We start from the raw sequence: 21,745 nt of genomic DNA, 5'->3' as shown, positions 1-21,745 counted from the left end.
ATCGTGATAGCTTCAGTCGGCCGAAGTCTTAACAGTGGTAATTGATGCGGCGGTGGCCGCGGCTCCAATAGATTACGGCCTGCCGGTTAATTGTTCGCGTCAAACGGTCGACACGTACCCCCTTACCTCCCGTATCGGCGGTCCCTTCTCAGACGACAACCTGCTTGGGCATGACGATCGGTTTGAAGCCGTACCGGGGCCCGGTGCCGTACGCGCCGGCGCCCTTGGCGGCCGCAGCCATTCCCGGCATGCCGGGCATCGCGGTGACGCCTTCCGCTTCGGCCGCGGCCGTCCAGCCCGAGCCTTCGAGCGGGGCGGTGGCCGAAGCCAACGACGCCGGGGAGGCCGCATTCCAGCCGGCCGGCACCGAGAGGCGGCCGACCGCGGACGCCTCGCCCAGCGCGGCCGACGCGCCCGCGCCCGACACCGAGCCCACCGTCGTGCCGGGCGTGATGGCGGCCGCGCCGGCCGCCGGGGCGGCAGAGTCGGCCAGCGAGAACGGAATCGACGGCACGGTCCCGAGGGTGTGCCCCAGTGACACCACGTTCGGGATGGCGTTCATGGTGAACCAGGCCCCGGTGTTGATCCCGCCGTTGATGGCATTGAAGACGAATGGGGTGCCCATCAAATTGTCAACGGACTGCAGCAGGCCTCCACTGCCGGTTGGCGACGTGATGAGCGACGACAGGTCCAAACCGGTCGCCTGCGTCGTGCCATTCACCGCGTCGAAAGCGACCGCGCTGTTGTCCACGGCCGCGGCGGCCGCCGGGTCGGTGGTCGACGTCAGCGGCGTCACGGGGGTGAGGACGCCGGCCGCCGCCGAGGCGGCCTGATAGGTGGCCATCATCGTGGCGTCTTGAACCCACATCTCGGCGTACTGCGCTTCGGTCGCCGCGATCGCGGCCGAATTGACGCCCAGGACGTTCGTTGCGACGAGGGTGGCCAGCAACGTCCGATTGGCCGCGATCACCGGCGGGGGCACCGTCGCGGCGAATGCCGCCTCGTAGGCGGCCGCCGATGCGGTGGCCTGGGCGCTCGCCTGCTCGAGCGTCGTCGCCGTCTCGGTCAGATAGGTCACGATGGGCTGGGCGGCGGCGGCCGCCGCGGCGGACCCGCCACCGGTCCATTGCTCGGTGGTCAGCAACGAGATGATCGACTCCCACTGCGTGGCTGTGGTGCTCACCTCGGCGGCCAGGTTGGCGTACGCCGTCGCGGCGGCCATGAGCGGAGCGGAGCCCGCACCCGCATACATGAGCGACGAGGTGACCTCTGGGGGTATCGCTGAAAAGTCAAGCACCATTTGTGTATTCCGCTCCTTTTACTGTTCGGATTCCACGTCTATCGGGTGAGCGTGACTGCCTAGACGGCGGTCGGTTTCGGCATGACGATCGGTTTGACGCCGTAGCGCGGCGCGCCGAAGCCGGCGCTGTTGCGTCCCATTGCACCCACGCCGGGCATGCCCGGCACCACCGTTCCCGGACCGCCCTGCGGCGCGGCGGCTGTCCAGCCGACCGTCTGCAGCGGCGCGGCGCTTGAACCGGTCACCGGGGTGGAACCGGCCCAACTCGGCGGCACGGAGAGCTTGTTGACCATGGTTGCTTGGCCCATCGCGGCGGCTGGCATCGCGCCCATGCCGGCCACGCCGCTCACACCGGCGCCGGCCGGCGTGGTCGTGGTGGCCAGGTCCGCCGCGGCGGCCGCACCCGCGTCGGCGCCGGAGGTGTCCAGCAGCCCACCACCGGCGAGGCCGAGCAGGTCGGAACCGGCGGAGGCCCAGTTGCCGAAACCGATGTTTCCGATGTTGGCGCCGTTACTCGACAGCCCGAACATGCCACCCAGACCACCGCTGGACTGGCCGTTGAAGCCGAGGAGCCAGGCGAGGATGTCGATCGGGTTGGAACCCGTCGCGGCAGACGTGCCGGGATCCACGGCGTCCAACGCTTGGAGGGCGGCCTGGCTGGCGTTGACGGCCTCGGTGTCGCCGTAACTGTTGGAGCTGATGCCCAGGGTCTGCGAGTACTGCTCGAGAAGCGCTTGCGCCTCGGCGGCGATCGTCTGGTACTGGGTGCCGTACGCCGAGAAGATTGCCGCCTGCTGGGCCGATACCGGGTCGGCGGCGGCGGGAGCGATGACGGTGGTCGCCGACGCGGCGCCCGCGTTTTGCGCTGCCAGGTTGCTGTTGATTCCGGACAGCAACGTCTCCGCGGCTAGCATTTCTTCAGTCTGTGTGGTCAGAAACGACATTTGTTGCTCCTATGCTGAACGAGCCGACCCCCGGTGTGGATCGCTGTGTGTTCACGTAACGGCCGCTGTGCGTTGGCGTAACGCTAGCGAGCCACAACTCCACATTCCCCACCCAATGAGCTGGGGTTACAGTCGTTTACGGCTTCTTAACGACAAGGGCGGCAGTTTTAACAAGACCCTGTCGGACGACATCGGGACGTCATCTGATCGCGGGCGCGGAAAGGCAGAAGTCGCGCGCGGCGCGCGGATACTAATCGATGGGGACGGGCCCCGCATCTTGGACGTCTGGCAAATATCGGCCGCAATGCGATGCCGCGTGTTCGGGGTTCACGCGCTAGATTCGCCGCCGGGCCCCCATAGCCCAATTGGCAGAGGCAGCGGACTTAAAATCCGTCAAGTGTCGGTTCGAGTCCGACTGGGGGCACCGATTGTGTGCAGTTCGGCTGGCCCACGTGATCCGGTGGCCGTGTCGCGCCGAATACCTGGGGGACGCTGATGCACCCGACGATTTGTCCTGACTTGGCTCACGATTCGTGATTCGCGGTGATTGCTGCCGATAGACGTGTTGCTTGCCGGCGAGCGGGATCCGACGGCTCCGGTTTTGTCGGTGGTCGCTGCGATGATGGCGTCATGTCTTCGATCGCATCTGTTGACGCCGAGGTGGTGACTGCGAGCGACCGTCTTGAGGTGTTGTTTGAGGAGTTGGCGGAGTTGGCCGGTCAGCGCAATGCGATTGATGGGCGCATCGTGCAGATCGTCGCCGAGATCGATCGCGACCAATTGTGCGGTGTGACCGGTGCGCGCTCAGTGCCGGCGTTGGTGGCCTGGAAGTTGGGGTGTTCGTCGGCAAACGCGCACACGCTGGCCACCATCGCTGGCCGGTTGAGCGAGTTCCCGCGGTGTGCTCAGGGGATGCGCGAGGGCCGGTTCTCGGCCGATCAGGTGGGGGTGATCGCGGCGCGCGCGGGGCAGGGTTCTGATGACCATTACGCCCAACTGGCCGCGGTCGCCACGGTCAATCAGCTGCGCACTGCGGTCAGGCTGGAGCCGCGTCCTGACCCCGAACCCCGGCCCGAATCGGCGTCTGAGCGGTCGTTTATCGCGACCGCCACCGAGCAGGGCGCGTGTTATCGGATCACCCTGGGTCACGTGGATGCCGCGAAGTTCGACGCCGCGTTGGCCTCGCATCGTGACGCGCTCATCGCCGAATGGAAGCGCGACCACGGCGAGGGCACGGGCGTGGGTGATCAGCGTCCGCCGATGCCGGGCACGGCCGAGGCGTTTATGCGTTTGGTGGAGGCGGGTTGGGACGCCGAGGCCACTCGCCGCCCGCAGGGGCAGCACACCACGGTGGTGGTGCACCTTGATGTCGCCCAGCGCGCTGCCGCGCTGCATCTGGGTCCGCTGCTGTCCGATGCCGAACGCCGCTACCTGACCTGTGATGCCACCTGTGAGGTGTGGTTCGAGCGCCACGGTGAGGTCATTGGCGCTGGCCGGTCGACGCGGGTGATCAATCGGCGGTTGCGCCGCGCGCTCGAGCACCGCGACCGCACGTGCGTGGTTCCCGGTTGTGGCGCTACCCGGGGTTTGCACGCCCATCACATCCGGCACTGGGAGGACGGCGGCCCCACCGAGTTGGCCAACTTGGTGCTGGTCTGCCCCTACCACCACCGGTTGCATCACCGTGGCGAGATCACCCTCACCGGACCCGCGGATGCCCTGGTGGTCACCGACGAGGACGGCCGAATCCTGAGCCCGGGATCACTGGCGCGCCCACCTACACAGGCCCCGCCCGCGGTGGCGCCATGCCCCGGGCCTATCGGCGAACGCGCCGACTGGTGGTGGTATGACCCCTTCCAACCCCAACCACCACCGACCAACAACTAGCCCCGGCTACCGGGACTGCATCGACGCTCAAACATGTTGGTGCATCAAATAATTCGTTTCACACCACGCGCCACTGACGTCGGGCTGCACAAACAATTGCGCCCACCGCCAACCCGCGATCCCTAGACCTGCGCGCCGCTCAGTCAATACCCGACTGCCGGTGGCGCTCAAGCAGAGCATGTTTGCGCCCGGATTCAGCGCTGCCGAAAGACGCCACGCGAAGTACGTTGGTCGGGACCGTTGTGCGAGCCGCCACCGCGAAGGAGCCAGCGCGAAGGTGTCCGAGGATCCGCGGGCTGACGGTGTCTCCCGCCAATACGATCGCTGGGAATATCCGCCCCCGGTAACCGATCTCGAGACGTGGACCAAGAACCACTGGGACTGGTTCGATCCCTACTGGGCGCACCGGATGCTCTGGCCCGACCGCGCATACCGGCCGGATCTCGACATCCTCATCGCGGGTTGCGGCACGTTCCAGGCGGCGGTTTTCGCCTTCATGAACCGCGCCGCCCGGGTCGTCGCGATTGACGTCAGCCGCTCGGCGTTGGATCACCAGCAGTACCTGAAGGACAAGCACCAGCTGGTGAACCTGGAACTGCATCTGCTGCCCATCGAAGAGGCCTCGGCGCTGTCCCGCGACTTCGACCTCATCGTCTCCACCGGCGTCTTGCATCACATGGCGGACCCGCTGGCCGGGCTCAAAACCCTCGGTGGATGCCTGCGGCGCGACGGGGCGCTGGGCGTCATGCTCTACGCCAAGTACGGCCGGATCGGCGTCGAGATGCTCGAATCGGCGTTCCGCGACCTCGGATTGTCGCAGGACGACGCGTCGGTTCAGCTGGTCAAGGAGGCGGTTGCGGCGCTGCCGGCCGACCATCCCGTCCGCCCGTACCTGCAGGGCGCGCGTGATCTGCTGACCGACGGGGCGCTCATCGACACCTTCCTGCACGCCCGGCAACGCAGCTACACCGTCGAGGAATGCCTGGGCCTGGTCGACGCCGCCGGGCTGGCGTTCCAGGGCTGGCTGCGCAATTCGCCGTACTACCCGCACGACGCGCTCGTCGGACAGACGGGCCCGTTCCAGTCGCTCTTGAACCGGCTACCCGACACCACGCTCTGGTCGGTGATGGAACGTCTGCAGCCGGCCAATGCCACCCACTTCTTCCTCGCCTGCCGGCCCGAACGGCCGACACAGGACTATGCGATCGACTTCTCGGCGGCGTCGTCCCTCGATTACGTCCCGCTGCCGCGGACGGCGTGCCTGCTGTCCGGCGACGAGATCCACCTGCCCGGCGCTCAGCTCAAGCTCACCCCCGCTCAGCTGCCCTTTGTCCAGCACGTCGACGGCCGGCGCACCATACGAGAGATCATCGACTCTGTGGCCCAGGGCAACCGCCAAGACGGGACGCAGGTGCGGGAGTTCGGGCGCCAGCTCTTCGAGTCGCTGTGGCGCCTAGACTTTCTGGCGATGGCGCTGAACACGACGCCCGGTTAGCCGGGCGTCCGCCGACAGCTCCGCAAACCGCCACTCATACACTGACCCAGCATGGGCATGCTGTTCGGTCTCGCGCCGTGGATTGTGTATTGGGTCCTTGTCGGAAACGTTCCTTTTGCCGCTGCCGCGTTGGTCGCGCTGGCGGTCGCCGCCGTCAGCCTGGGCCTGGGCGCGGCGACGGGCAGGCGGTGGCAGTTCTTTGACTTCGCTTCCCTCACAGCGCTTTTGATTCTCGCGGTGCTGACTTTCACGCTCAGCCAGTCGTTCCTCGAACGGTGGATACTGACGCTGAGCAACGCCGGCATCTTTGTGGCAACGCTGGTCGGGATGCTGGCCGGCAAGCCGTTCGTGTCCGAGTTCGTCGCGGCGGAACACGCTGCCGACATCGTCAAGACCGGGCTGTTCGGCCGCGTCGACCAAACCCTCGGCTGGGTCTGGGTCGCGACGTTCGCCGCCATGACGGTGTCCTCGGCGATCCCCTCGATCGCGCAACGACCCGCGGCGACGACCGCCGCCTCGATCCTGGACACCAAGACCCCGCTGTCGTTCCTCTGCTACTGGATCATCCCCTTCGGGCTGCTGGGCCTGGCCGCGGTCGCCTCGCGCCTGCTGCCCGACCGGATGCTGGCCGGGATCGACGACGTGGCGCGGGAAACCTCGTTCGTCGCCTACGACGAGGCCACCATCGACGAGTTGTACTTCCTCGCCCAGGAACACGCCAACCGTGAGGTGGGCCCCGGCAAGGAGGCCTACGCCGTCAAGGTCGGCGGGATGGGAACCCCATTGACCGGGGACGAGTCCCGCAAGTCGTGGCCGTCGACGTACAAAGTGCGCGACAAGCGGCACTGAACCCGAGCAGGAGTCGTGATGAACGCGCCCAGCCCCGACGAGGACACGTGTGGATTCACCACATACCGGGAGACGACCGACCATGACTGACTATCCGCAGATGGCCGCCGCCCGGGGCAGGATCGAACCCGCGCCCCGGCGGGTCCGTGGTTTTCTCGGCGACGCGCTGGTCTTCGACACCACCGCCGCCCGATACGTGTGGGAGGTTCCTTACTACCCGCAGTACTACATTCCGCTGGCCGATGTCCGTACCGAGTTCCTGCGCGACGAAAACCACGCCCAGACAGTGCAGTTCGGCCCGTCGCGGCTGCACTCCCTGGTGGCTGGCGGCCAGACGCATGAGTCCGCCGCGCGGGTATTCGACGCCGGCGGCGACGGCCCGCTGGCCGGCACCGTGCGGTTCGAATGGAATCCATTGCGCTGGTTCGAGGAAGACGAGCCGATCTACGGTCACCCGCGCAACCCCTATTCGCGTGTCGACGCCCTGCGCTCCCACCGCCACGTCCGGGTGGAGCTTGACGGAATCACCTTGGCGGACACCAAGTCTCCGGTTCTGTTGTTCGAAACGGGCCTGCCCACAAGGTATTACATCGATCCGACTGACGTCGACTTCGAGCACCTGCAACCCAGCACCACACAGACGTTGTGCCCGTACAAGGGAACGACGTCAGGCTATTGGTCGGTGCGTGTGGGTGACCTCGTGCATGAGGACCTGGCGTGGACCTACCACTATCCGCTGCCCGCGGTCGGTCAGATCGCCGGTCTGATCGCCTTCTACAACGAAAAGCTGGACATCGTCGTCGACGGGACCACGTTGGCGCGGCCGCAGACCCAGTTCAGCTAGCGATCCGTCATCTCGCGGCCGACGCGGGGGCGATGTGATATTCCCCTCGTCGGCGGCAAATCCTGAGAATTCCTTACTAAAGCATCGGTAGAGCGGAAACGCGAATCGTTAGCGGCGCAGGCAAAATCCGCCGGAAGGGGGTTTGCATGCGTTTCGCTACGGGTAAGCGATTGCGATACAGCGTGATTGGAAGTCTGAGCAGAACCTGAGTGCGGGAAGTGACGTAGCTAACGTCGAGCATTTTGAACTGCTTTGAGGCGAATTTTGGTCAGTAGACTACCGAAAACCAGTCTCGTCGGCGCCTTTGGGTGCTGAAAGCCGGTGGATCCGGAGGCCAATTCGTCGCGTGCGTGCGACATCGTCACTTTGGCCACCAGGCCGACGAACACAGCAAAGGCGGTACCAGCGTGAGTGATGCATACGACCCAACGACGACGGGGTTCGAGGTCGACGACACCGCGGTGGTGCGAGTCCCGGTGCGCCACGGCCCGATCAGCGACATGGACCTCAGCGGCGACGGGCGCCGGCTGCTCGTCACGAACTATGGCCGCGACGCGGTATCGGTCATCGACGCCCGCACCCTTCGGGTCTCGAGCACCATCGCCGGGCTCAGCGAACCGTCCGCCGTCGCCATGAGCAGCGCGGACGCCAACTACGCCTACGTCAGCACGGCCACCGCCGCCTATGACGCCATCGAAGTCGTCGACGTCGTCACCAACTGGCGGATCGCCACGCATCGGCTCGCGCACAGCGTGAGCGCCCTGACGGTCAGCGCCGACGGAAAATACCTCTACGCCAGCCGAAATGCCGTTCGCGGCGCCGACGTCACCGTCCTGGACACCACCACCGGCGAACTCGAGGTGATCGACCTGGCCACCGCGCCCGGCACCACCACCGCCTGCGTGCGGGCCAGCGCCGACGGGCGGCGCCTCTACGTCGGCGTCAACGGCCCCAACGGCGGCAGCCTCGCCGTCGTCGAAACCCGCACCCGAAACGACGGCGGCCGTGTCGGCGGCCGGTCGCGGGTCGTCGGCACCATCGAGCTCGGCCTGCCCGTCCGCGACGTGGCGCTGAGCAACGACGGCACCACGGCCTATGTGGCGAGCTGCGGCCCGGTGGTGGGCTCGGTGCTCGACGTCATCGACACCCGCACCAACAAACTCGTCAAGACGCACAAGATCAACGAGATCACCGGACCGCTGGCGCGGATGACCCTCAGCCGCGACGGCGAGCGGGCCTACCTGACCAGTGACGACCGCGTCACGGTGCTCGGCACCGGCACCCTGGACGTCCTCGGCGAGGTCACCGTGACCAACAACCCGTCCTGCGTGCTGGAAAGCCCCGACGGGAGCCACCTCTACGTCGCCGACTATTCCGGCGTCGTCACCGCGGCGCGGATCGTCACGGGCCCGGCGCCGCACAGCGGCGATGCGGATCACCCGGACGCGCCGCCCGCCGGCTGGCTGTTCGATGTGCCCCTGTGGGAGCCTGCGCTGGCCTAGCCGGCCTCGTCGCGGGGACGGCGCGAGGTCCAGGGTGTGAATCCTCGCCCTTGAGCGTGCATCCTCGGTGGGGATCGTCGGCGCGCGCCGCCCAGCGTTCACACTCAAATCCCAGGACGCACACTCAACCGAAGAGTCATCCGAAAGCCCTGCCGGCCGAACGGGATCCACGTCGTCGCCCATCCGCCGGGGTGATGTCTGCCACGATGGCCGAATTCGGGCTTAGGGTGGGAAGCGGTCGGCGGCCCCCCGCGTCGACCCGGAATGCGGGCACCGCATTTCGCGGATTGGCACGGACCGTGCCGCGCGGAGAGTGAGGCGGTACATCAATGGACGGCACGATGCAGGACTATCCGTTGACGATCACCGCGATCATGCGCCACGGCTGCCGGGTTCACGGGGATCGCACCGTCACCACCGCCACCGGCGACGGCTACCGCACGACGAACTATCGGGAACTGGGCTGCCGGGCCGCCCAGCTGGCGAACGGATTGCGCCGGCTCGGGGTGACCGGCGACCAGCGGGTGGCGACGTTCATGTGGAACAACGCCGACCACCTGACCGCCTACCTTGCGGTGCCCTCGATGGGCGCCGTCCTGCACACCCTCAACATCCGCCTGTTCCCCGAACAGATCGCCTACGTCGCCAACGAGGCCGAAGACCAGGTGGTGCTGGTCGACGCCTCGCTGATCAAACTGCTCGGGCCGGTGCTGCCCAGCCTCGAGACCGTGCACACCGTGATCGCCGTCGGCGAGGGCGACACCGAACTGCTGCGGGAATCGGGCAAGACCGTGCTGGACTACGCCGACGTCATCGCCGGCGAGTCGACCGAATTCGACTGGCCGCGCATCGACGAAAAGTCCGCGGCGGCGATGTGCTACACCAGCGGCACCACCGGCAACCCGAAAGGCGTGGTGTACAGCCACCGTTCGAGCTACCTGCACACCATGGGCGCGTGCACCACGAACGGCATCGGCGTCGGCGCCGTCGACAGCGTGCTGGCGATCGTGCCGATGTTTCACGCCAACGCCTGGGGACTGCCGTACGCGGCGCTGATGGCCGGCGCCGACCTGGTGCTGCCGGATCGCCACCTCGACCCAGCGTCGGTGGTCGGCATGGTCGAAGACCTGCGGCCCACCGTGACCGGCGCGGTGCCGACGATCTGGAACTCCGTCCTGCACCACCTCGAGGACGACCCCGACCACGACATGTCGTCGCTGCGGCTGGTGGTCTGCGGCGGCTCGGCCGTCCCGGTCTCGCTGATGCGCACCTTCGAGGAAAAGCACAACGTGCAGATCCGGCAGTTGTGGGGGATGACCGAGACCTCGCCGTTGGCGACCATGGCCTGGCCGCCCCCGGGCACGCCGGAGGACCAGCACTGGGCCTTCCGCGGCACCCAGGGCCAACCGGTCTGCGGGGTGGAGATGCGGATCGTCGACGACGACGGCCAGGTGCTGCCCAACGACGGCAGCGCCGTGGGGGAGGTCGAGGTCCGCGGCCCGTGGATCGCCGGCTCCTACTACCTGGGGCGCGACGAATCGAAGTTCGACTCCGGCTGGCTGCGCACCGGCGACGTGGGTCGCATCGACGGCCGCGGTTTCGTCACCCTGACCGACCGGGCCAAGGACGTCATCAAATCCGGCGGGGAATGGATCTCCTCGGTGGAGCTGGAGAACGCCCTGATCGGTCACCCCGAGGTGGTCGAGGCCGCGGTGGTCGGCGTTCCCGACGAGCGCTGGGACGAGCGCCCGCTCGCGGTGATCGTGGCCAAAGAGGGCGCGTCGGTCACCGCGGAGCAGCTGCGAACCTTCCTCGCGGACAAGGTCGTTCGATGGTGGCTGCCCGAGCGGTGGACGTTCGTCGACGAGATCCCGCGCACCAGCGTCGGCAAGTACGACAAGAAGATGATCCGGTCGCGATACGCCGACGACCGCTACCAGGTGATCGAGGCCCGCGACTGACGCAGCGCTCCGACCGGAAAGGCTTGGAACAGTGGCACATTCACTCGTCGTCGATCAATCCGTCGTCACACCGGTCGCGGTTCACGACGCATTCGGCCGGACGCTGCCGATGCCACTGCCCACGCTTTTCAACCGCTGGTACGGCCCCTTCCCGCCGATCCGCGACGTGCGCGAGCAGACCGGCGCCTGGGATGCGGCGGGTCAGACCCGCATCGTGCACCTGGCCGGTGGCGCCACCATGCGCGAGGAACTGACCAGTGTCGACCCGCCGCGGTCGTTCGGCTACCGGCTCTGCGAAGTCACCGGCCCGATGGCGGTGCTCGTCGATCACGTTGTGGGCGAATGGGTTTTCGCCCCGGCGGCCGCCGGAACCGAGATCACGTGGCGCTGGGACATCCACCCGAAATCGCCGCGAACGGCCTGGGCGCTTCCGCTGTTGGGCAGGATGTGGAAGGGCTACGCGCGCCGCGCGCTGGCCAACCTGTCGGCCTTGCTGACGACCTGAGGCCGTGGACCACTACGGTGTGAAGGCATGTGCCGACTCTTTGGCCTGCACGCCGGGACGCACGCGTGCACCGCAACCTTCTGGCTGCTGGACGCGCCGGACAGCCTGTCCGAACAGAGCCGGAGAAACCCCGACGGCACCGGCCTGGGCATCTTCGACGAACACGCGCGACCGCACCTCTTGAAGGAGCCGATAGCGGCCTGGCAGGACGCCGCATTCGCGACCGAGGCGCACCGGATGACCGGCACCACCGTCATCGCCCACGTCCGCTATGCGACCACCGGCTCGCTCGACATCCGCAACACCCACCCGTTTCTGCAGGACGGCCGGATCTTCGCGCACAACGGAGTCCTCGAAGGGCTGGACATCATCGACGAGCGGCTGCGTGAGATCGGCACCGACGACTTGGTGTTGGGCGACACCGACTCCGAGCGGGTGTTCGCGTTGATCACCGGCTCGATCCGCGCCCGCGACGGCGACATCACCGCGGGGCTCGTCGACGCCATGCGATGGCTCGCCGAGCACGTCCCGATCTACGCCGTCAACGTGCTGCTGAGCACGGCCACCGACATGTGGGCGCTGCGTTATCCGCAAACCCACGAGCTCTACGTCTTGGATCGATCCGACGGGGCGGCGTCGCAGGACCCCGAATTCGACTTGCACACCATACGAATTCACGCGCGATCGGAGCACCTGTGCACCCGCTCGTCGGTGGTGTTCGCCACCGAACGCATGGACGGCGACTCCCGCTGGCGCCTTCTCGAGCCGGGGGAGCTGATTCACGTCGACACCAGGCTGCGCGTCACCCGCAGCCTGGTGCTGCCCGACCCACCGAGGCAGCTGCTGCGCCGCGAGGAGCTGAGCACGCCAGTGGCGGACTCGCAGCACGCGCTGCCGAGCACCCGGCGGCTGGTCTGACGCCGTTTGGCAGAGTTGGTGAGCGTGACGAACAAACGCGCCCTGGTGCTGGCGGGCGGAGGGATAGCGGGAATCGCCTGGGAGACAGGTGTTCTGCGGGGCATCGCCGACGAGTCGCCGGCCGCGGCCCGCGTCTTGATCGACTCGGATGTGCTGGTGGGGACGTCGGCGGGCTCGGCCGTCGCCGCGCAGCTCGGCAGCGGCCACACGCTGGACGAGCTGTTCGACCGGCAAGTCGCCGAGTCGTCGGCCGAAATCGATTCCGGCGTCGACGTCGACACCATCACCGAACTGTTCTTGACCGCACTGGGTGCCCCGTACGACGAGCCGCTGGACAAGACCCGCCAACAAATGCAGCGGATCGGGGCCGTGGCGCTGGCGACCAAGACCGTCGCCGCGCCGGTGCGCCGCCAGGTGATCGCCCAGCGCCTGCCGTCGCACGACTGGCCCGACCGGACGTTGCGGCTCACCGCCATCGACGTCGCGACCGGAGAACTGGCCGTCTTCGACCGCGAGTCCGGCGTCGACCTCGTCGATGCCGTGGCGGCCAGCTGCGCGGTGCCCGGGGCGTGGCCGCCGGTGAGGATCGCGGGCCGCCACTACATGGACGGCGGGGTCGCCAGCTCGGTCAACCTCGTGGTGGCCGCCGACTGCGATGCCGCGGTGGTGCTGGTGCCCTCGGGCGTCGACGCGCCATCGCCGTTCGGTGCCGGGCCCGCCGCCGAGATCGCATCGTTTCCCGGCGCGGCGTTCGCGGTGTTCGCCGACGCCGATTCGCTGGCCGCCTTCGGGCCCAATCCCCTGGATCCGGGCTGCCGCATCCCCTCGGCCCTGGCCGGGCGCGCGCAGGGTCGCCGCGAAGCCGCGGCCATCGCCCGGTTCCTGGGTTTATGACGGGTTGGCCTGCCGCGCAATACCTTTAGCGTGCCTTAGCGGTCGAGCGCGGGCGGGACGGCCTCGTCGCCCCCGGCTTCCAGCGAGTCCAGGGCGTCGTCGGCAAGCGCCCGGCCGGCGGCGATCACCTCCACCGCCCGGTGAAACTCCAAAGCCCGGCACGTCGACCGCGGAACCTCGATGAGCAGGTCGGGCGGGTAGACCGCCAGGGTATGGCGCGACAGCGCGGCCTGGGCGATGTCGATCGTCCGGTTCATCACCTCGAAGCTGCCCAACTTCGGCACGTCGGACACCGCGGCGGCCAGTTCGCCGGCGTCAACGTCGGCCGCGGGCTGCTGCTCATCGGGATGGTCCGGCCAGTCCTCCGGCTCGCCGCCGGGCCCACCCAGCCTGCTCAGCACCGCCCGGGCGGTCGGCCGGTCGAGCAGCGAGCGGGCGGCGGCCGTGTCGAGCAGCGCGGAGGTACTGCGCACCATGCGGGTCAACCATTCGACGGTGGCCCCCGGCTCGGCTTCGCGGGTGGTGATCGCCTCGCTGCCGGACAGGCTCACCGCGATGGTCAGGTCGGCGTTGACGGCCGAGAGCGGTGCCATCGGCAGCGGATCCAGGATCCCGCCGTCGGCCAAAAGCCGCCCGTCGACCGCGTGCGGCGCGATCACCCCCGGGATGGCGATGGACGCCCGGATCGCCTCGTCGAGCGGACCGCGCTGAAACCACACCGACTTGCCCGCCAACAGGTCGGTCGCCACCGCGGTGAAGGGGATCCGCAGGTCTTCGATGGCGACCGGGCCCAGGATGTCGCGCACCGCGTCCAGGATCTTCCCGGCCCGCATCACGCCCGCCGCGCTGATGGACGGGTCCAGCAGCCGCAGAATGGTCCGCTGGGTCAGGGACTTCGCCCACTCGGAGAACTCGTCGAGCCGTCCGGCCGCGTGCAGGCCGCCGACCAGCGCGCCCATCGACGAGCCGGAGATGCCGACGATGTCGTAGCCGCGTGCTCGCAGCGCCTCGATCACCCCGACGTGGGCGTAGCCGCGGGCGCCACCGCTGCCGAGCGCCAGTGCTACCCGAGTCGGTGCCGAGCGACGCGGAAGTTCGTCAGGCACCCCACCATTTTGCGCGGCGCGGGCCCTCGGTGGGCCGCGCGGGGACTTTTTTCAGCCGTGATCGTAATTACGGCGCGGGAAGGTTCGTGCGCGCGGCGTTACCCGCATTCGTCGTTGGCGGCCGCCCGCGCGGCGACGATCACGGCGGCCTGCCGGGCCGGGGTCAACGTCGACCAGGGGGCGTTCCAGCTGCCCGGGGTGCCCGATGGCGACGCCTGCAGCATCGCCAAATAGGGCTCGAACAGCGATGCACCCGTCTTGGGCTGGCCGTCCATCCACACTTTTGCGGCGTGACAGGCCTGGTAGTACTCCTCCTCGGTCGAGTGCGCGGGGACATCGACCCTGGTCGTCACGCCGCCGGGGGACACGCCGATGGCGTCCGCCGGCGCCGAACCCGGGCCGCCGGCGACGTCCGATTGCCGGGCCGACGAGGCCGGCGCACCGTGATGGTCGCCGTGCGAGCAGCCCACGACCGCCACCAGGACGGCGACCACGGGGGCCGCGGCCACCACCGCGCCCCGCCGCCGGGGTCGACCACCGCGCCAGCGCACGGTCTCAATCTATGCAACACTGGCGGCCGTGATGGAGCGCTTCGGATTTTGCGAGTGTTGTCGGCCGTAACACGCCGCCGCCTGTCCGATCCTTTTTCGCTCTGGAGTTCTCCCCATGTCTGTGTCCCTCGCCGGGGCTGCGCCCGTCGCCGCCGCGGTCACGCACCCCCGAACCCACTCGTCGCCGTCGGCGGGCCCGACCCGGCTGCGCGTCCCCGACCTTCTGCACGCCACCGACCGCGCCGCCGACGCCGTGCTCAGCGGCCGCTGCGATCACCTGCTGCCCGAGGGCGGCATCCCCGAGTCGCAGCGCTGGTTCACCCGCATCCACGGCGACGAGGAACTCGACGTCTGGCTGATCAGCTGGGTGCCCGGCCATCCGACCGAGTTGCACGACCACGGCGGGTCGCTGGGCGCGTTGACCGTCGTGTCCGGCTCACTCAACGAATACCGTTGGGACGGAAGGGCTTTGCGCCGCCGTCGGCTGGATGCCGGAGATCAGGCCGGGTTCCCGCTGGGCTGGGTGCACGACGTGGTCTGGGCGCCGCGGCCCGTCACCGTGCCGGTCACGGGGCTGCCGGGCGCGAGCGCCGCGCCGGCGCAGCAGCCGACCCTGAGCGTGCACGCTTACTCGCCGCCCCTGTCCGCGATGTCCTACTACGACATCACCGATCGCAACACGTTGCGCCGGCAACGCACCGAACTGACCGACGAGCCGGAAGGATCTTCGTGAGCCGCATCGACGTCGTCCTGAGGTCCGCCCGGCGCCGGTATCGCCGCCTGCCCGCCGCCGAAGTGCCCGACGCGCTGCGGCGCGGCGCGGTGCTCGTCGACATCCGGCCCGAGGCGCAGCGCCTCCGCGAGGGCGAGGTACCCGGCGCGCTGGTGATCGAACACAACGTCCTGGAGTGGCGCTGCGACCCCACCAGCGAGGCCAAACTGCCCGAGGCCGTCGGCGACGACGTCGAATGGGTGATCGTGTGCTCGGAGGGCTACACGTCGAGCCTGGCCGCGGCCGCGCTGCTGGACATCGGCCTGCACCGCGCCACCGACGTCATCGGCGGCTATCACGCGTTGGCCGGCGCCGGCGTGCTCACCCAACTGGCCGGCGGTGCGACCAACGCCGCGTTGGTGGACACGGGTGCCGGCGGCCGCCGCTGGATCTAGCCGCCGTGAGTCGTTGACTCGTTTGGCGGTAGTGGCGACGGATCCCGGCGTCAGGGAACGCGCGAAACTAGTTAACGGCAACCCCGACGGGTGATTCGACACCGGCCGCGGGAACGCATGCGGTCGCGGTTACAGCGGTGATGGCGAGGACCGTCGCGACAACGATTTTCGCGGCCAAGCGTGACATGAGGACTCCGTTCGTCGGCCCCCTGGCAGAACTGTAGAGGGACCGCTGGCAAATTTCAATAGTGATTGAATTAGCGGGATGGTTCGTGTGGCATGTCGGCGTGACCGCAGAGTTTCTCGGCGGGTTATCGCGACGCCAGGTGTAGCCCCAGCTCGTCGGCGGGCGCGGTGAGGAATCGATGCACTGCTGGCCCCACCAATCCGACCACCTCATCGACCGCGAGCTCTGACAGTGGCGGCACACGCATGACGTACCGCAGCATTCCAGTGCCGACGAGGTTGGTCGCCGCCAGCGTCGCCCGCAGACGCGCCTCATCTCCACCGCCCAGAGCGCCGGACACCGCGCTGAGCAGATAGTCGTGCAGGAACCCGCGAAACGCGTCGTTGGCGTCGCCGTTCGACGTCGCCGACTGCACCATCGACGCCATGCTCGCGGCCGTGTCGGGCTGCTCCCAGATGCCAAGGTAGGCCCGCACTACGCGGCAGCCCAGATCGTCGTCTTTCTGCGCGATCTCACTCGTCAGCAGGTCAGACGGCAGCACCAACTTCATCGACTCGCGAAACAACGCCGCCTTGGAGCCGAAGAGATAGAGCACCATCGAGGGATCTACCCGCGCATCGTCGGCGATCGCGCGCAGCGTCGTCTTGTCGTAACCATGCGCGGCGAACTGCCGCTTCGCCGCGCGAAGGACCGCGTCGCGCGATACCGGTTCGCCTTGGCGTCTACCGCGCCGCTTCTGCATTTCCCCAGGTGGCGACACGTGCGAACGATATCATTTCAACAGTTAGTGAAAAGGCTGGCCGACGCCTGAGCCGACGTCCCTGCCGGTTCCCGGCCCACCCGGCTAGTCGCCGGCGTGCAGCAGCGGCCGCAGCCGGGCCGTCTTCTCCGGCGTCCACCCGGGCGGCGACAGCACCGCCGCCCACCCGTCGGCGACGTCGGCGACGTAGCGGTGGCCGTGGCCGTCGGGGACGTCCACCGCGACGGCCATGTCGGCCGACACCTGTAGGAATGTGACGACCGGGATCCAGCGCGTCTGGGGCAGCACGTCATAGCCGCGCCGCTCGCGCAACCAGTCGGGCTTGCTGAACACCAGGTCCGGGGTCCACCAGGCGATCGGGTCCGAGGCGTGCTGCAGATAGACCACCCGCGGGTGGTCCCACGGTTCCTTGGGGCGCGCCAGGTTGCCCGCGCGGGCCACGAAGCGGACGTAGCGGCCGTCGTCGTAGATCGGCAGCCACTCGGGGGAGCCGGGGTCACGCGTCGAGGTCAGATCGGTCCAGATGGTGTTTTGGAACGTCGGCCCGCTGAACAGGGCGCCGTCGGTGCGGGCGAGCACGTTGTTCAGGCTCATGAAGGACGCCTCGCCGCCGAACGAGCCGAGGCTCTCACCGAACACCACCAGCTTGGGGCGTTGCCCTTCCGGCATCTGCCGGATCAGGCGGTCGACGGCCTCGAACAGCGCCTGGCCGGCGTGCCGGGCGTTCTCCTTGTCCACCAGAAACGACAGCCAGCTCGGCAGGAACGAATACTGCATGGTGACGATCGCGGTGTTGCCGTTGTACATGTACTCGAGCGCGCTGGCCTCCGCCTCGTTGATCCAGCCGGTGCCGGTGGTGGTCGCGACCGCGACGACGGCGCGCCGCAGCCCGCCGGTGCGCTGCAGCTCGCGCGCGGTGAGCTCGGCGGTCGCGGTGATGCCGTCGGCGGAGTTCAGCCCGGCGTAGGCGCGGATCGGTTCGGTCGCCGGGGCGCCGTTGAACTTGGTCAGGTCGTCGAGCTTGGGACCGCCCTCGATGAAGACGCGCCCTTGATGGCCAAGGGATTCCCATGACACCAGCGACTCGGGACCGCCGGAACGCAGCGGGGTCTTCGGCGGCGCGCTGTCCGGGTTCATCTCGTTGTTGGTCGCGGCGAAGGTGTTGTTCATGGTGCGCATCGCGAACTTGAGCACGACGCCGTTGAGCACGGTGATGGTCAGCACGACCAATACGACGACCACGATGGTTGCCGAGAGCCGAAACGGTACGAACCGGTCCACCTGATTGACCAGGAAGCGGACCAACCACCGGGTGAACTGACCTATCTCGACCGCCGTGAACAGCACGACCAGCGATAAGACTCCCGACAGCGGGTAGTCGTACCACTGCAGGTGCGCTACGCCCATCAGGTCGCGCACGTCGTCCTGCCACACGTGGAACCAGATCGCCATGAGTACCTGGCCGACCACGCCGATCGGGATCAAGACCTTCCATGCCCAGCGCGGCGGCGGCGGGCTGTCATCCTTTTCCCGCATGAACCGCACCAACCAGACCGAAAAGACGCCCAGCCCATAGCCGATGGCGCCGGAGAGCCCGCTGACCAGCCCCTGGAACAACGGGCCGCGCGGCAGCAGCGAGGGGGTCAGCGAAAGCCAGATGAAGATCAGGCCGACCGTGGTGCCGGTGAACGTGTAATGTCGTACCCACCAAGGCTTTTCGGTCCACGGCAGGGTGGGCGCGGCGCGCCCGGCCCGCGGTGCGGGCGCCGGTACGGGTGCGGCTTCGGGGCCGGCGCTCGCCGACTCCTCGGCGTCGTCCGCCGGCAAGGCGGCGGCGTCGATGTTCGTCGCGGAGCCCGGTTCGCTCATGGAGGCGTCCTAGCGGTGGGTGAAGTTCGGCGCGCGCTTCTCGACGAAGGCCGCCATCCCCTCGGACTGGTCCTCGGTCGCGAAGGTCGAGTGGAACAGCCTGCGCTCGTAGAGAAGTCCCTCGGCCAGCGTGGATTCGAACGCACGGTTGACGGCCTCTTTGGCCATCCTGGCCGCCGACCGCGACATCCGCGAAATGGTGGTCGCGACGGCCTTGGCCTCGGTCAGCAGGTCGTCGGCGGGCACCACGCGCGAAACCAGGCCGCTGCGTTCGGCTTCGGCCGCGTCGATGGTGCGCCCGGTCAGGATGAGGTCCATGGCCTTGGCCTTGCCGATGGCGCGGGTCAGGCGCTGCGAGCCGCCCATGCCGGGCAGCACACCGAGTTTGATCTCGGGCTGGCCGAATTTCGCTGTGTCGGCGGCGATCAGCACGTCGCACATCATGGCCAGTTCGCAGCCGCCGCCCAGCGCGTGCCCGGCCACGGCGGCGATCGTCGGGGTGCGGACGTCGGCGAGTTTGCCCCAGGGGGCGAAGAAGTCGGCGCCGAAGGCATCGGCGAACGTCAGGTCGGCCATCTCCTTGATGTCGGCGCCGGCGGCGAACGCCTTGGCCGAGCCGGTGATGATGATGGCCCCGATGCCGGGGTCGTCATCGAAATCCGCTGCCGCACTGGTGACCTCGTTCATCACCTGGGTATTCAGCGCGTTGAGGGCCTTCGGCCGGTTCAGGGTGATGATGCCGACACGCTCATCGCGCTCGACGAGGATGGTCTCGTAGTTCTTGGAGGGTGCGCCCGTCATTCCAAACCGCCTTTCTAGAAACTCAGGTCGTCGTCGACCGGGGCGAAGTACGCCTCGACGTCGGCTGCCGTGACGGCGGCCAGCTGCGCCGGCGACCACGTCGGATTGCGATCCTTGTCGATCAGCTGGGCGCGAATGCCCTCGACCAGGTCGTGTGAGCGCAACGACGCCGAGGACACCCGATAGTCCTGAACGAGAACGTCTTTGAGCGTTTGCAGCTTGGCCGCGCGGCGTACCGCCTCCAGCGTCACCGACAACGCGATGGGGGAGCGGGTGGCGATCAGGTTGGCGGCATCGTTCGCCGGGCCCGCGTCGTGGCCCCGAAGGGCCGCGACGATGTCCTCCACGGTGTCACGCGCGAAGCAGTCGTCGATCCAATCACGTTGTGCCGCAAGTTCGCTCGGTGGCGGTTCGACGGTGTATTTGGCGAGCGCGTTCTCGACGCCGTCGCTGACGATGGCCCGGCGGAACGCCTCGACGTCCCCGTGCGGCAGGTAGTGGTCGGCGAAGCCCATGGCGATGGCGTCGGCTCCGGAAAACGGCGCCCCGGTCAGCGCGGCGTGCAGGCCCAGCCCGCCGGGCGCGCGCGAGAGCAGGTAAACCCCGCCGACGTCCGGGATGAAGCCGATGCCGACCTCCGGCATGGCGATCTTGGAGGTGTCGGTCACCACCCGGGTGTTCGCGTGCGCGCTGACGCCCACGCCGCCACCCATCACGATGCCGTCCATCACCGCGACGTACGGCTTGGGGAACTCCGCGATGCGGGCGTTGAGCAGATATTCGTCGCGCCAGAAGCGTCGCGCCTCGACGCCGTCCTTGCGTGCGCTGTGGTAGATCGACACCACGTCGCCGCCCGCGCACAGTCCGCGTTCACCGGCGCCGGACAGCACCACCGCGCGCACCGCGTCGTCGTCCGCCCAGCCGGTGAGGATGGCGGTCAGATCGTCCACCATCTGCTGGTTCAGCGAGTTGATCGCCTTGGGGCGGTTGAGCGTGATCAAGCCGACGCTCCCGTCAACCTCGGTGAGAACCTCATCGGATCCGTCGGTCACGCAGCCTCCCTCGAGCCGGTCCAGCCTCGAGGAAGAAATCTAGATCGTCGCGACCGGCCCGGTATGCGCGGGTAAGGGTTATCTTTAACGCGACGGCAACGGCGTAGGCCTTCCTAGGCGCTAGACCTCCACAAAATGCCCAGCTCGGCTGGGAACCAGCGTGGGCCGCTGATCGTTGAGAGTGTGTTCGCACAGCTCGAAGCCAATAAGAGAGGATCCGACGGTGCGGGAGACAAGCAACCCGGTATTTCGTTCGCTGCCTAAGCAGAGGGGCGGATACGCGCAATTCGGCACTGGCGCGGCCCCCATGCAGGGCTACCAGGCCGACCCCTATGCGGCTCCCTACCAGGCTCCGTACCAGGAGACCAGGGCTTCGCGTCCGCTGACCATCGACGACGTCGTCACCAAGACCGGCATCACGCTGGCCGTGCTGGCGGCCACGGCCGTGGTCTCCTACTTCTTGGTGGTGTCGAACCTCGCGCTCGCGATGCCGCTGACCATGATCGGCGCGCTGGGCGGGCTGGGCCTGGTGCTGGTCGCGACCTTCGGTCGCAAGCAGGACAGCCCGGCGATCGTGCTCAGCTACGCCGTCCTCGAGGGCCTGTTCCTGGGCGCGATTTCGTTCGTGTTCGCCCACTTCTCGGTGTCGAACGCCAACGCCGGCGTCCTGATCGGGGAGGCCGTGATGGGCACCTTCGGGGTGTTCTTCGGCATGTTGGTGGTCTACAAGACCGGTGCCATTCGGGTCACGCCCAAGTTCACCCGCATGGTGGTCGCCGCGCTGTTCGGCGTGCTGGCCCTGATGCTGGGCAACTTCGTGCTGGCCCTGTTCGGTGTCGGCGGCGGCGCCGGCCTGGGCCTGCGCAGCGGCGGCCCGCTGGCGATCATCTTCTCGCTGGTGTTAATCGGCATCGCGGCGTTCAGCTTCCTGATCGACTTCGACGCGGCCGACCAGATGGTCCGCGCCGGTGCACCGGACAAGGCGGCGTGGGGCATCGCGCTGGGCCTGACCGTCACGCTGGTCTGGCTGTACCTCGAGATCCTGCGTCTGCTCAGCTATCTACAAAACGATTAGCTCTGCCACACAAAAAACCGGCACGCCGATGGGCGTGCCGGTTTTTTGTGCGCGAGAGTGCAACTGTCGACGCCTGCA

General features: G+C 68.1%; 20 protein-coding genes and 1 tRNA gene. 13 read left to right on the top strand and 8 right to left on the bottom strand.

Going from position 1 to position 21,745, the window contains the following annotated elements; all coding sequences use genetic code 11:
* Positions 1-148: 148 nt before the first annotated feature.
* Together JF781_RS25130 and JF781_RS25125 are read right to left on the bottom strand one after the other, a co-directional pair.
* Complete coding sequence (locus JF781_RS25130) at positions 149-1,300, bottom strand: PPE family protein (RefSeq protein WP_225329601.1); 1,152 nt, start codon at positions 1,298-1,300, stop codon at positions 149-151.
* Positions 1,301-1,359: 59 nt separating this feature from the next.
* Positions 1,360-2,244, bottom strand: a complete 885-nt coding sequence (locus JF781_RS25125; protein ID WP_225329602.1) for a PE domain-containing protein — start codon at positions 2,242-2,244, stop codon at positions 1,360-1,362.
* Positions 2,245-2,594: 350 nt separating this feature from the next.
* Here JF781_RS25125 and JF781_RS25120 point away from each other — a divergent pair.
* From JF781_RS25120 to JF781_RS25075, 10 genes are all read left to right on the top strand, one after another.
* Positions 2,595-2,668 (top strand) — tRNA-Leu (locus tag JF781_RS25120).
* 206 nt (positions 2,669-2,874) lie between these two features.
* Positions 2,875-4,131 carry an HNH endonuclease signature motif containing protein gene (locus JF781_RS25115; RefSeq protein ID WP_225329603.1) on the top strand — a complete coding sequence of 419 codons (1,257 nt, stop codon included), beginning with the start codon at positions 2,875-2,877 and terminating at the stop codon, positions 4,129-4,131.
* A gap of 277 nt (positions 4,132-4,408) precedes the next feature.
* Positions 4,409-5,626 (top strand): bifunctional 2-polyprenyl-6-hydroxyphenol methylase/3-demethylubiquinol 3-O-methyltransferase UbiG, encoded by a 1,218-nt coding sequence (locus JF781_RS25110; RefSeq protein ID WP_225329604.1) that lies wholly within the window; start codon positions 4,409-4,411, stop codon positions 5,624-5,626.
* Between the two features lie 51 nt (positions 5,627-5,677).
* Positions 5,678-6,475 carry a hypothetical protein gene (locus tag JF781_RS25105; protein WP_225329605.1) on the top strand — a complete coding sequence of 266 codons (798 nt, stop codon included), beginning with the start codon at positions 5,678-5,680 and terminating at the stop codon, positions 6,473-6,475.
* An 82-nt stretch (positions 6,476-6,557) separates the two neighbouring features.
* Entirely contained in the window at positions 6,558-7,319 is a 762-nt protein-coding gene (locus JF781_RS25100) for a DUF427 domain-containing protein (protein WP_225329606.1), read from the top strand.
* Positions 7,320-7,726: 407 nt separating this feature from the next.
* Positions 7,727-8,821, top strand: coding sequence for a YncE family protein (locus tag JF781_RS25095; protein ID WP_225329607.1), 1,095 nt, complete (start codon positions 7,727-7,729; stop codon positions 8,819-8,821).
* A 329-nt stretch (positions 8,822-9,150) separates the two neighbouring features.
* On the top strand, positions 9,151-10,782 hold the full coding sequence (locus JF781_RS25090) for a long-chain fatty acid--CoA ligase (RefSeq protein ID WP_225329608.1): 1,632 nt from the start codon (positions 9,151-9,153) through the stop codon (positions 10,780-10,782).
* A 31-nt stretch (positions 10,783-10,813) separates the two neighbouring features.
* Positions 10,814-11,287, top strand: a complete 474-nt coding sequence (locus JF781_RS25085) for an SRPBCC family protein (protein WP_225329609.1) — start codon at positions 10,814-10,816, stop codon at positions 11,285-11,287.
* A gap of 27 nt (positions 11,288-11,314) precedes the next feature.
* A complete protein-coding gene (locus tag JF781_RS25080) occupies positions 11,315-12,205 on the top strand; it encodes a class II glutamine amidotransferase (protein ID WP_225329610.1) in 891 nt (296 codons plus the stop codon).
* Positions 12,206-12,229: 24 nt separating this feature from the next.
* Complete coding sequence (locus JF781_RS25075; protein ID WP_225329611.1) at positions 12,230-13,099, top strand: patatin-like phospholipase family protein; 870 nt, start codon at positions 12,230-12,232, stop codon at positions 13,097-13,099.
* Positions 13,100-13,134: 35 nt separating this feature from the next.
* Here JF781_RS25075 and JF781_RS25070 read toward each other — a convergent pair whose 3' ends face one another.
* Together JF781_RS25070 and JF781_RS25065 are read right to left on the bottom strand one after the other, a co-directional pair.
* Positions 13,135-14,205, bottom strand: coding sequence for a patatin-like phospholipase family protein (locus JF781_RS25070; RefSeq protein ID WP_225329612.1), 1,071 nt, complete (start codon positions 14,203-14,205; stop codon positions 13,135-13,137).
* A gap of 98 nt (positions 14,206-14,303) precedes the next feature.
* Positions 14,304-14,756: a lipoprotein LpqV gene (locus JF781_RS25065; protein ID WP_225329613.1), complete on the bottom strand. Its 453-nt coding sequence runs from the start codon at positions 14,754-14,756 to the stop codon at positions 14,304-14,306.
* Positions 14,757-14,871: 115 nt separating this feature from the next.
* Here JF781_RS25065 and JF781_RS25060 point away from each other — a divergent pair, with 115 nt between their 5' ends.
* Both JF781_RS25060 and JF781_RS25055 read left to right on the top strand, forming a co-directional pair.
* The gene (locus tag JF781_RS25060) at positions 14,872-15,489 is read left to right on the top strand and encodes a cysteine dioxygenase (RefSeq protein WP_225329614.1); all 618 of its coding nucleotides are present in this window, start codon (positions 14,872-14,874) and stop codon (positions 15,487-15,489) included.
* Positions 15,486-15,923 carry a rhodanese-like domain-containing protein gene (locus tag JF781_RS25055; RefSeq protein ID WP_225329615.1) on the top strand — a complete coding sequence of 146 codons (438 nt, stop codon included), beginning with the start codon at positions 15,486-15,488 and terminating at the stop codon, positions 15,921-15,923. Before JF781_RS25060 ends, JF781_RS25055 begins: the two co-directional genes overlap by 4 nt.
* 311 nt (positions 15,924-16,234) lie before the next feature.
* Here JF781_RS25055 and JF781_RS25050 read toward each other — a convergent pair whose 3' ends face one another.
* From JF781_RS25050 to JF781_RS25035, 4 genes are all read right to left on the bottom strand, one after another.
* The gene (locus JF781_RS25050; RefSeq protein WP_225329622.1) at positions 16,235-16,852 is read right to left on the bottom strand and encodes a TetR family transcriptional regulator; all 618 of its coding nucleotides are present in this window, start codon (positions 16,850-16,852) and stop codon (positions 16,235-16,237) included.
* A gap of 102 nt (positions 16,853-16,954) precedes the next feature.
* Entirely contained in the window at positions 16,955-18,739 is a 1,785-nt protein-coding gene (locus JF781_RS25045) for an alpha/beta-hydrolase family protein (RefSeq protein WP_225329616.1), read from the bottom strand.
* 9 nt (positions 18,740-18,748) lie between these two features.
* Positions 18,749-19,540: an enoyl-CoA hydratase gene (locus JF781_RS25040; protein ID WP_225329617.1), complete on the bottom strand. Its 792-nt coding sequence runs from the start codon at positions 19,538-19,540 to the stop codon at positions 18,749-18,751.
* Positions 19,541-19,554: 14 nt separating this feature from the next.
* Positions 19,555-20,592, bottom strand: coding sequence for an enoyl-CoA hydratase/isomerase family protein (locus JF781_RS25035; protein ID WP_225329618.1), 1,038 nt, complete (start codon positions 20,590-20,592; stop codon positions 19,555-19,557).
* Positions 20,593-20,815: 223 nt separating this feature from the next.
* Here JF781_RS25035 and JF781_RS25030 point away from each other — a divergent pair, with 223 nt between their 5' ends.
* A complete protein-coding gene (locus JF781_RS25030) occupies positions 20,816-21,667 on the top strand; it encodes a Bax inhibitor-1/YccA family protein (RefSeq protein ID WP_225329619.1) in 852 nt (283 codons plus the stop codon).
* Positions 21,668-21,745 lie beyond the last annotated feature (78 nt).

The sequence above is a fragment of the Mycobacterium sp. WUMAC-067 genome (assembly GCF_020217485.1).
Classification (GTDB): Bacteria; Actinomycetota; Actinomycetes; order Mycobacteriales; family Mycobacteriaceae; genus Mycobacterium.
The sequence above is the reverse complement of the archived record's forward strand: the minus strand, read 5'-3'. Positions and strand labels throughout refer to the sequence as shown.

Bases quoted from the DNA above. Each gene is read 5' to 3' on its own strand.
- JF781_RS25040 (WP_225329617.1), bottom strand. From the start codon at position 19,540: ATGACGGGCGCACCCTCCAAGAACTACGAGACCATCCTCGTCGAGCGC.
- JF781_RS25060 (WP_225329614.1), top strand. From the start codon at position 14,872: ATGTCTGTGTCCCTCGCCGGGGCTGCGCCCGTCGCCGCCGCGGTCACG.
- JF781_RS25115 (WP_225329603.1), top strand. From the start codon at position 2,875: ATGTCTTCGATCGCATCTGTTGACGCCGAGGTGGTGACTGCGAGCGAC.
- JF781_RS25050 (WP_225329622.1), bottom strand. From the start codon at position 16,852: ATGCAGAAGCGGCGCGGTAGACGCCAAGGCGAACCGGTATCGCGCGAC.
- JF781_RS25125 (WP_225329602.1), bottom strand. From the start codon at position 2,244: ATGTCGTTTCTGACCACACAGACTGAAGAAATGCTAGCCGCGGAGACG.
- JF781_RS25090 (WP_225329608.1), top strand. From the start codon at position 9,151: ATGGACGGCACGATGCAGGACTATCCGTTGACGATCACCGCGATCATG.
- JF781_RS25045 (WP_225329616.1), bottom strand. From the start codon at position 18,739: ATGAGCGAACCGGGCTCCGCGACGAACATCGACGCCGCCGCCTTGCCG.
- JF781_RS25100 (WP_225329606.1), top strand. From the start codon at position 6,558: ATGACTGACTATCCGCAGATGGCCGCCGCCCGGGGCAGGATCGAACCC.
- JF781_RS25080 (WP_225329610.1), top strand. From the start codon at position 11,315: ATGTGCCGACTCTTTGGCCTGCACGCCGGGACGCACGCGTGCACCGCA.
- JF781_RS25105 (WP_225329605.1), top strand. From the start codon at position 5,678: ATGGGCATGCTGTTCGGTCTCGCGCCGTGGATTGTGTATTGGGTCCTT.
- JF781_RS25130 (WP_225329601.1), bottom strand. From the start codon at position 1,300: ATGGTGCTTGACTTTTCAGCGATACCCCCAGAGGTCACCTCGTCGCTC.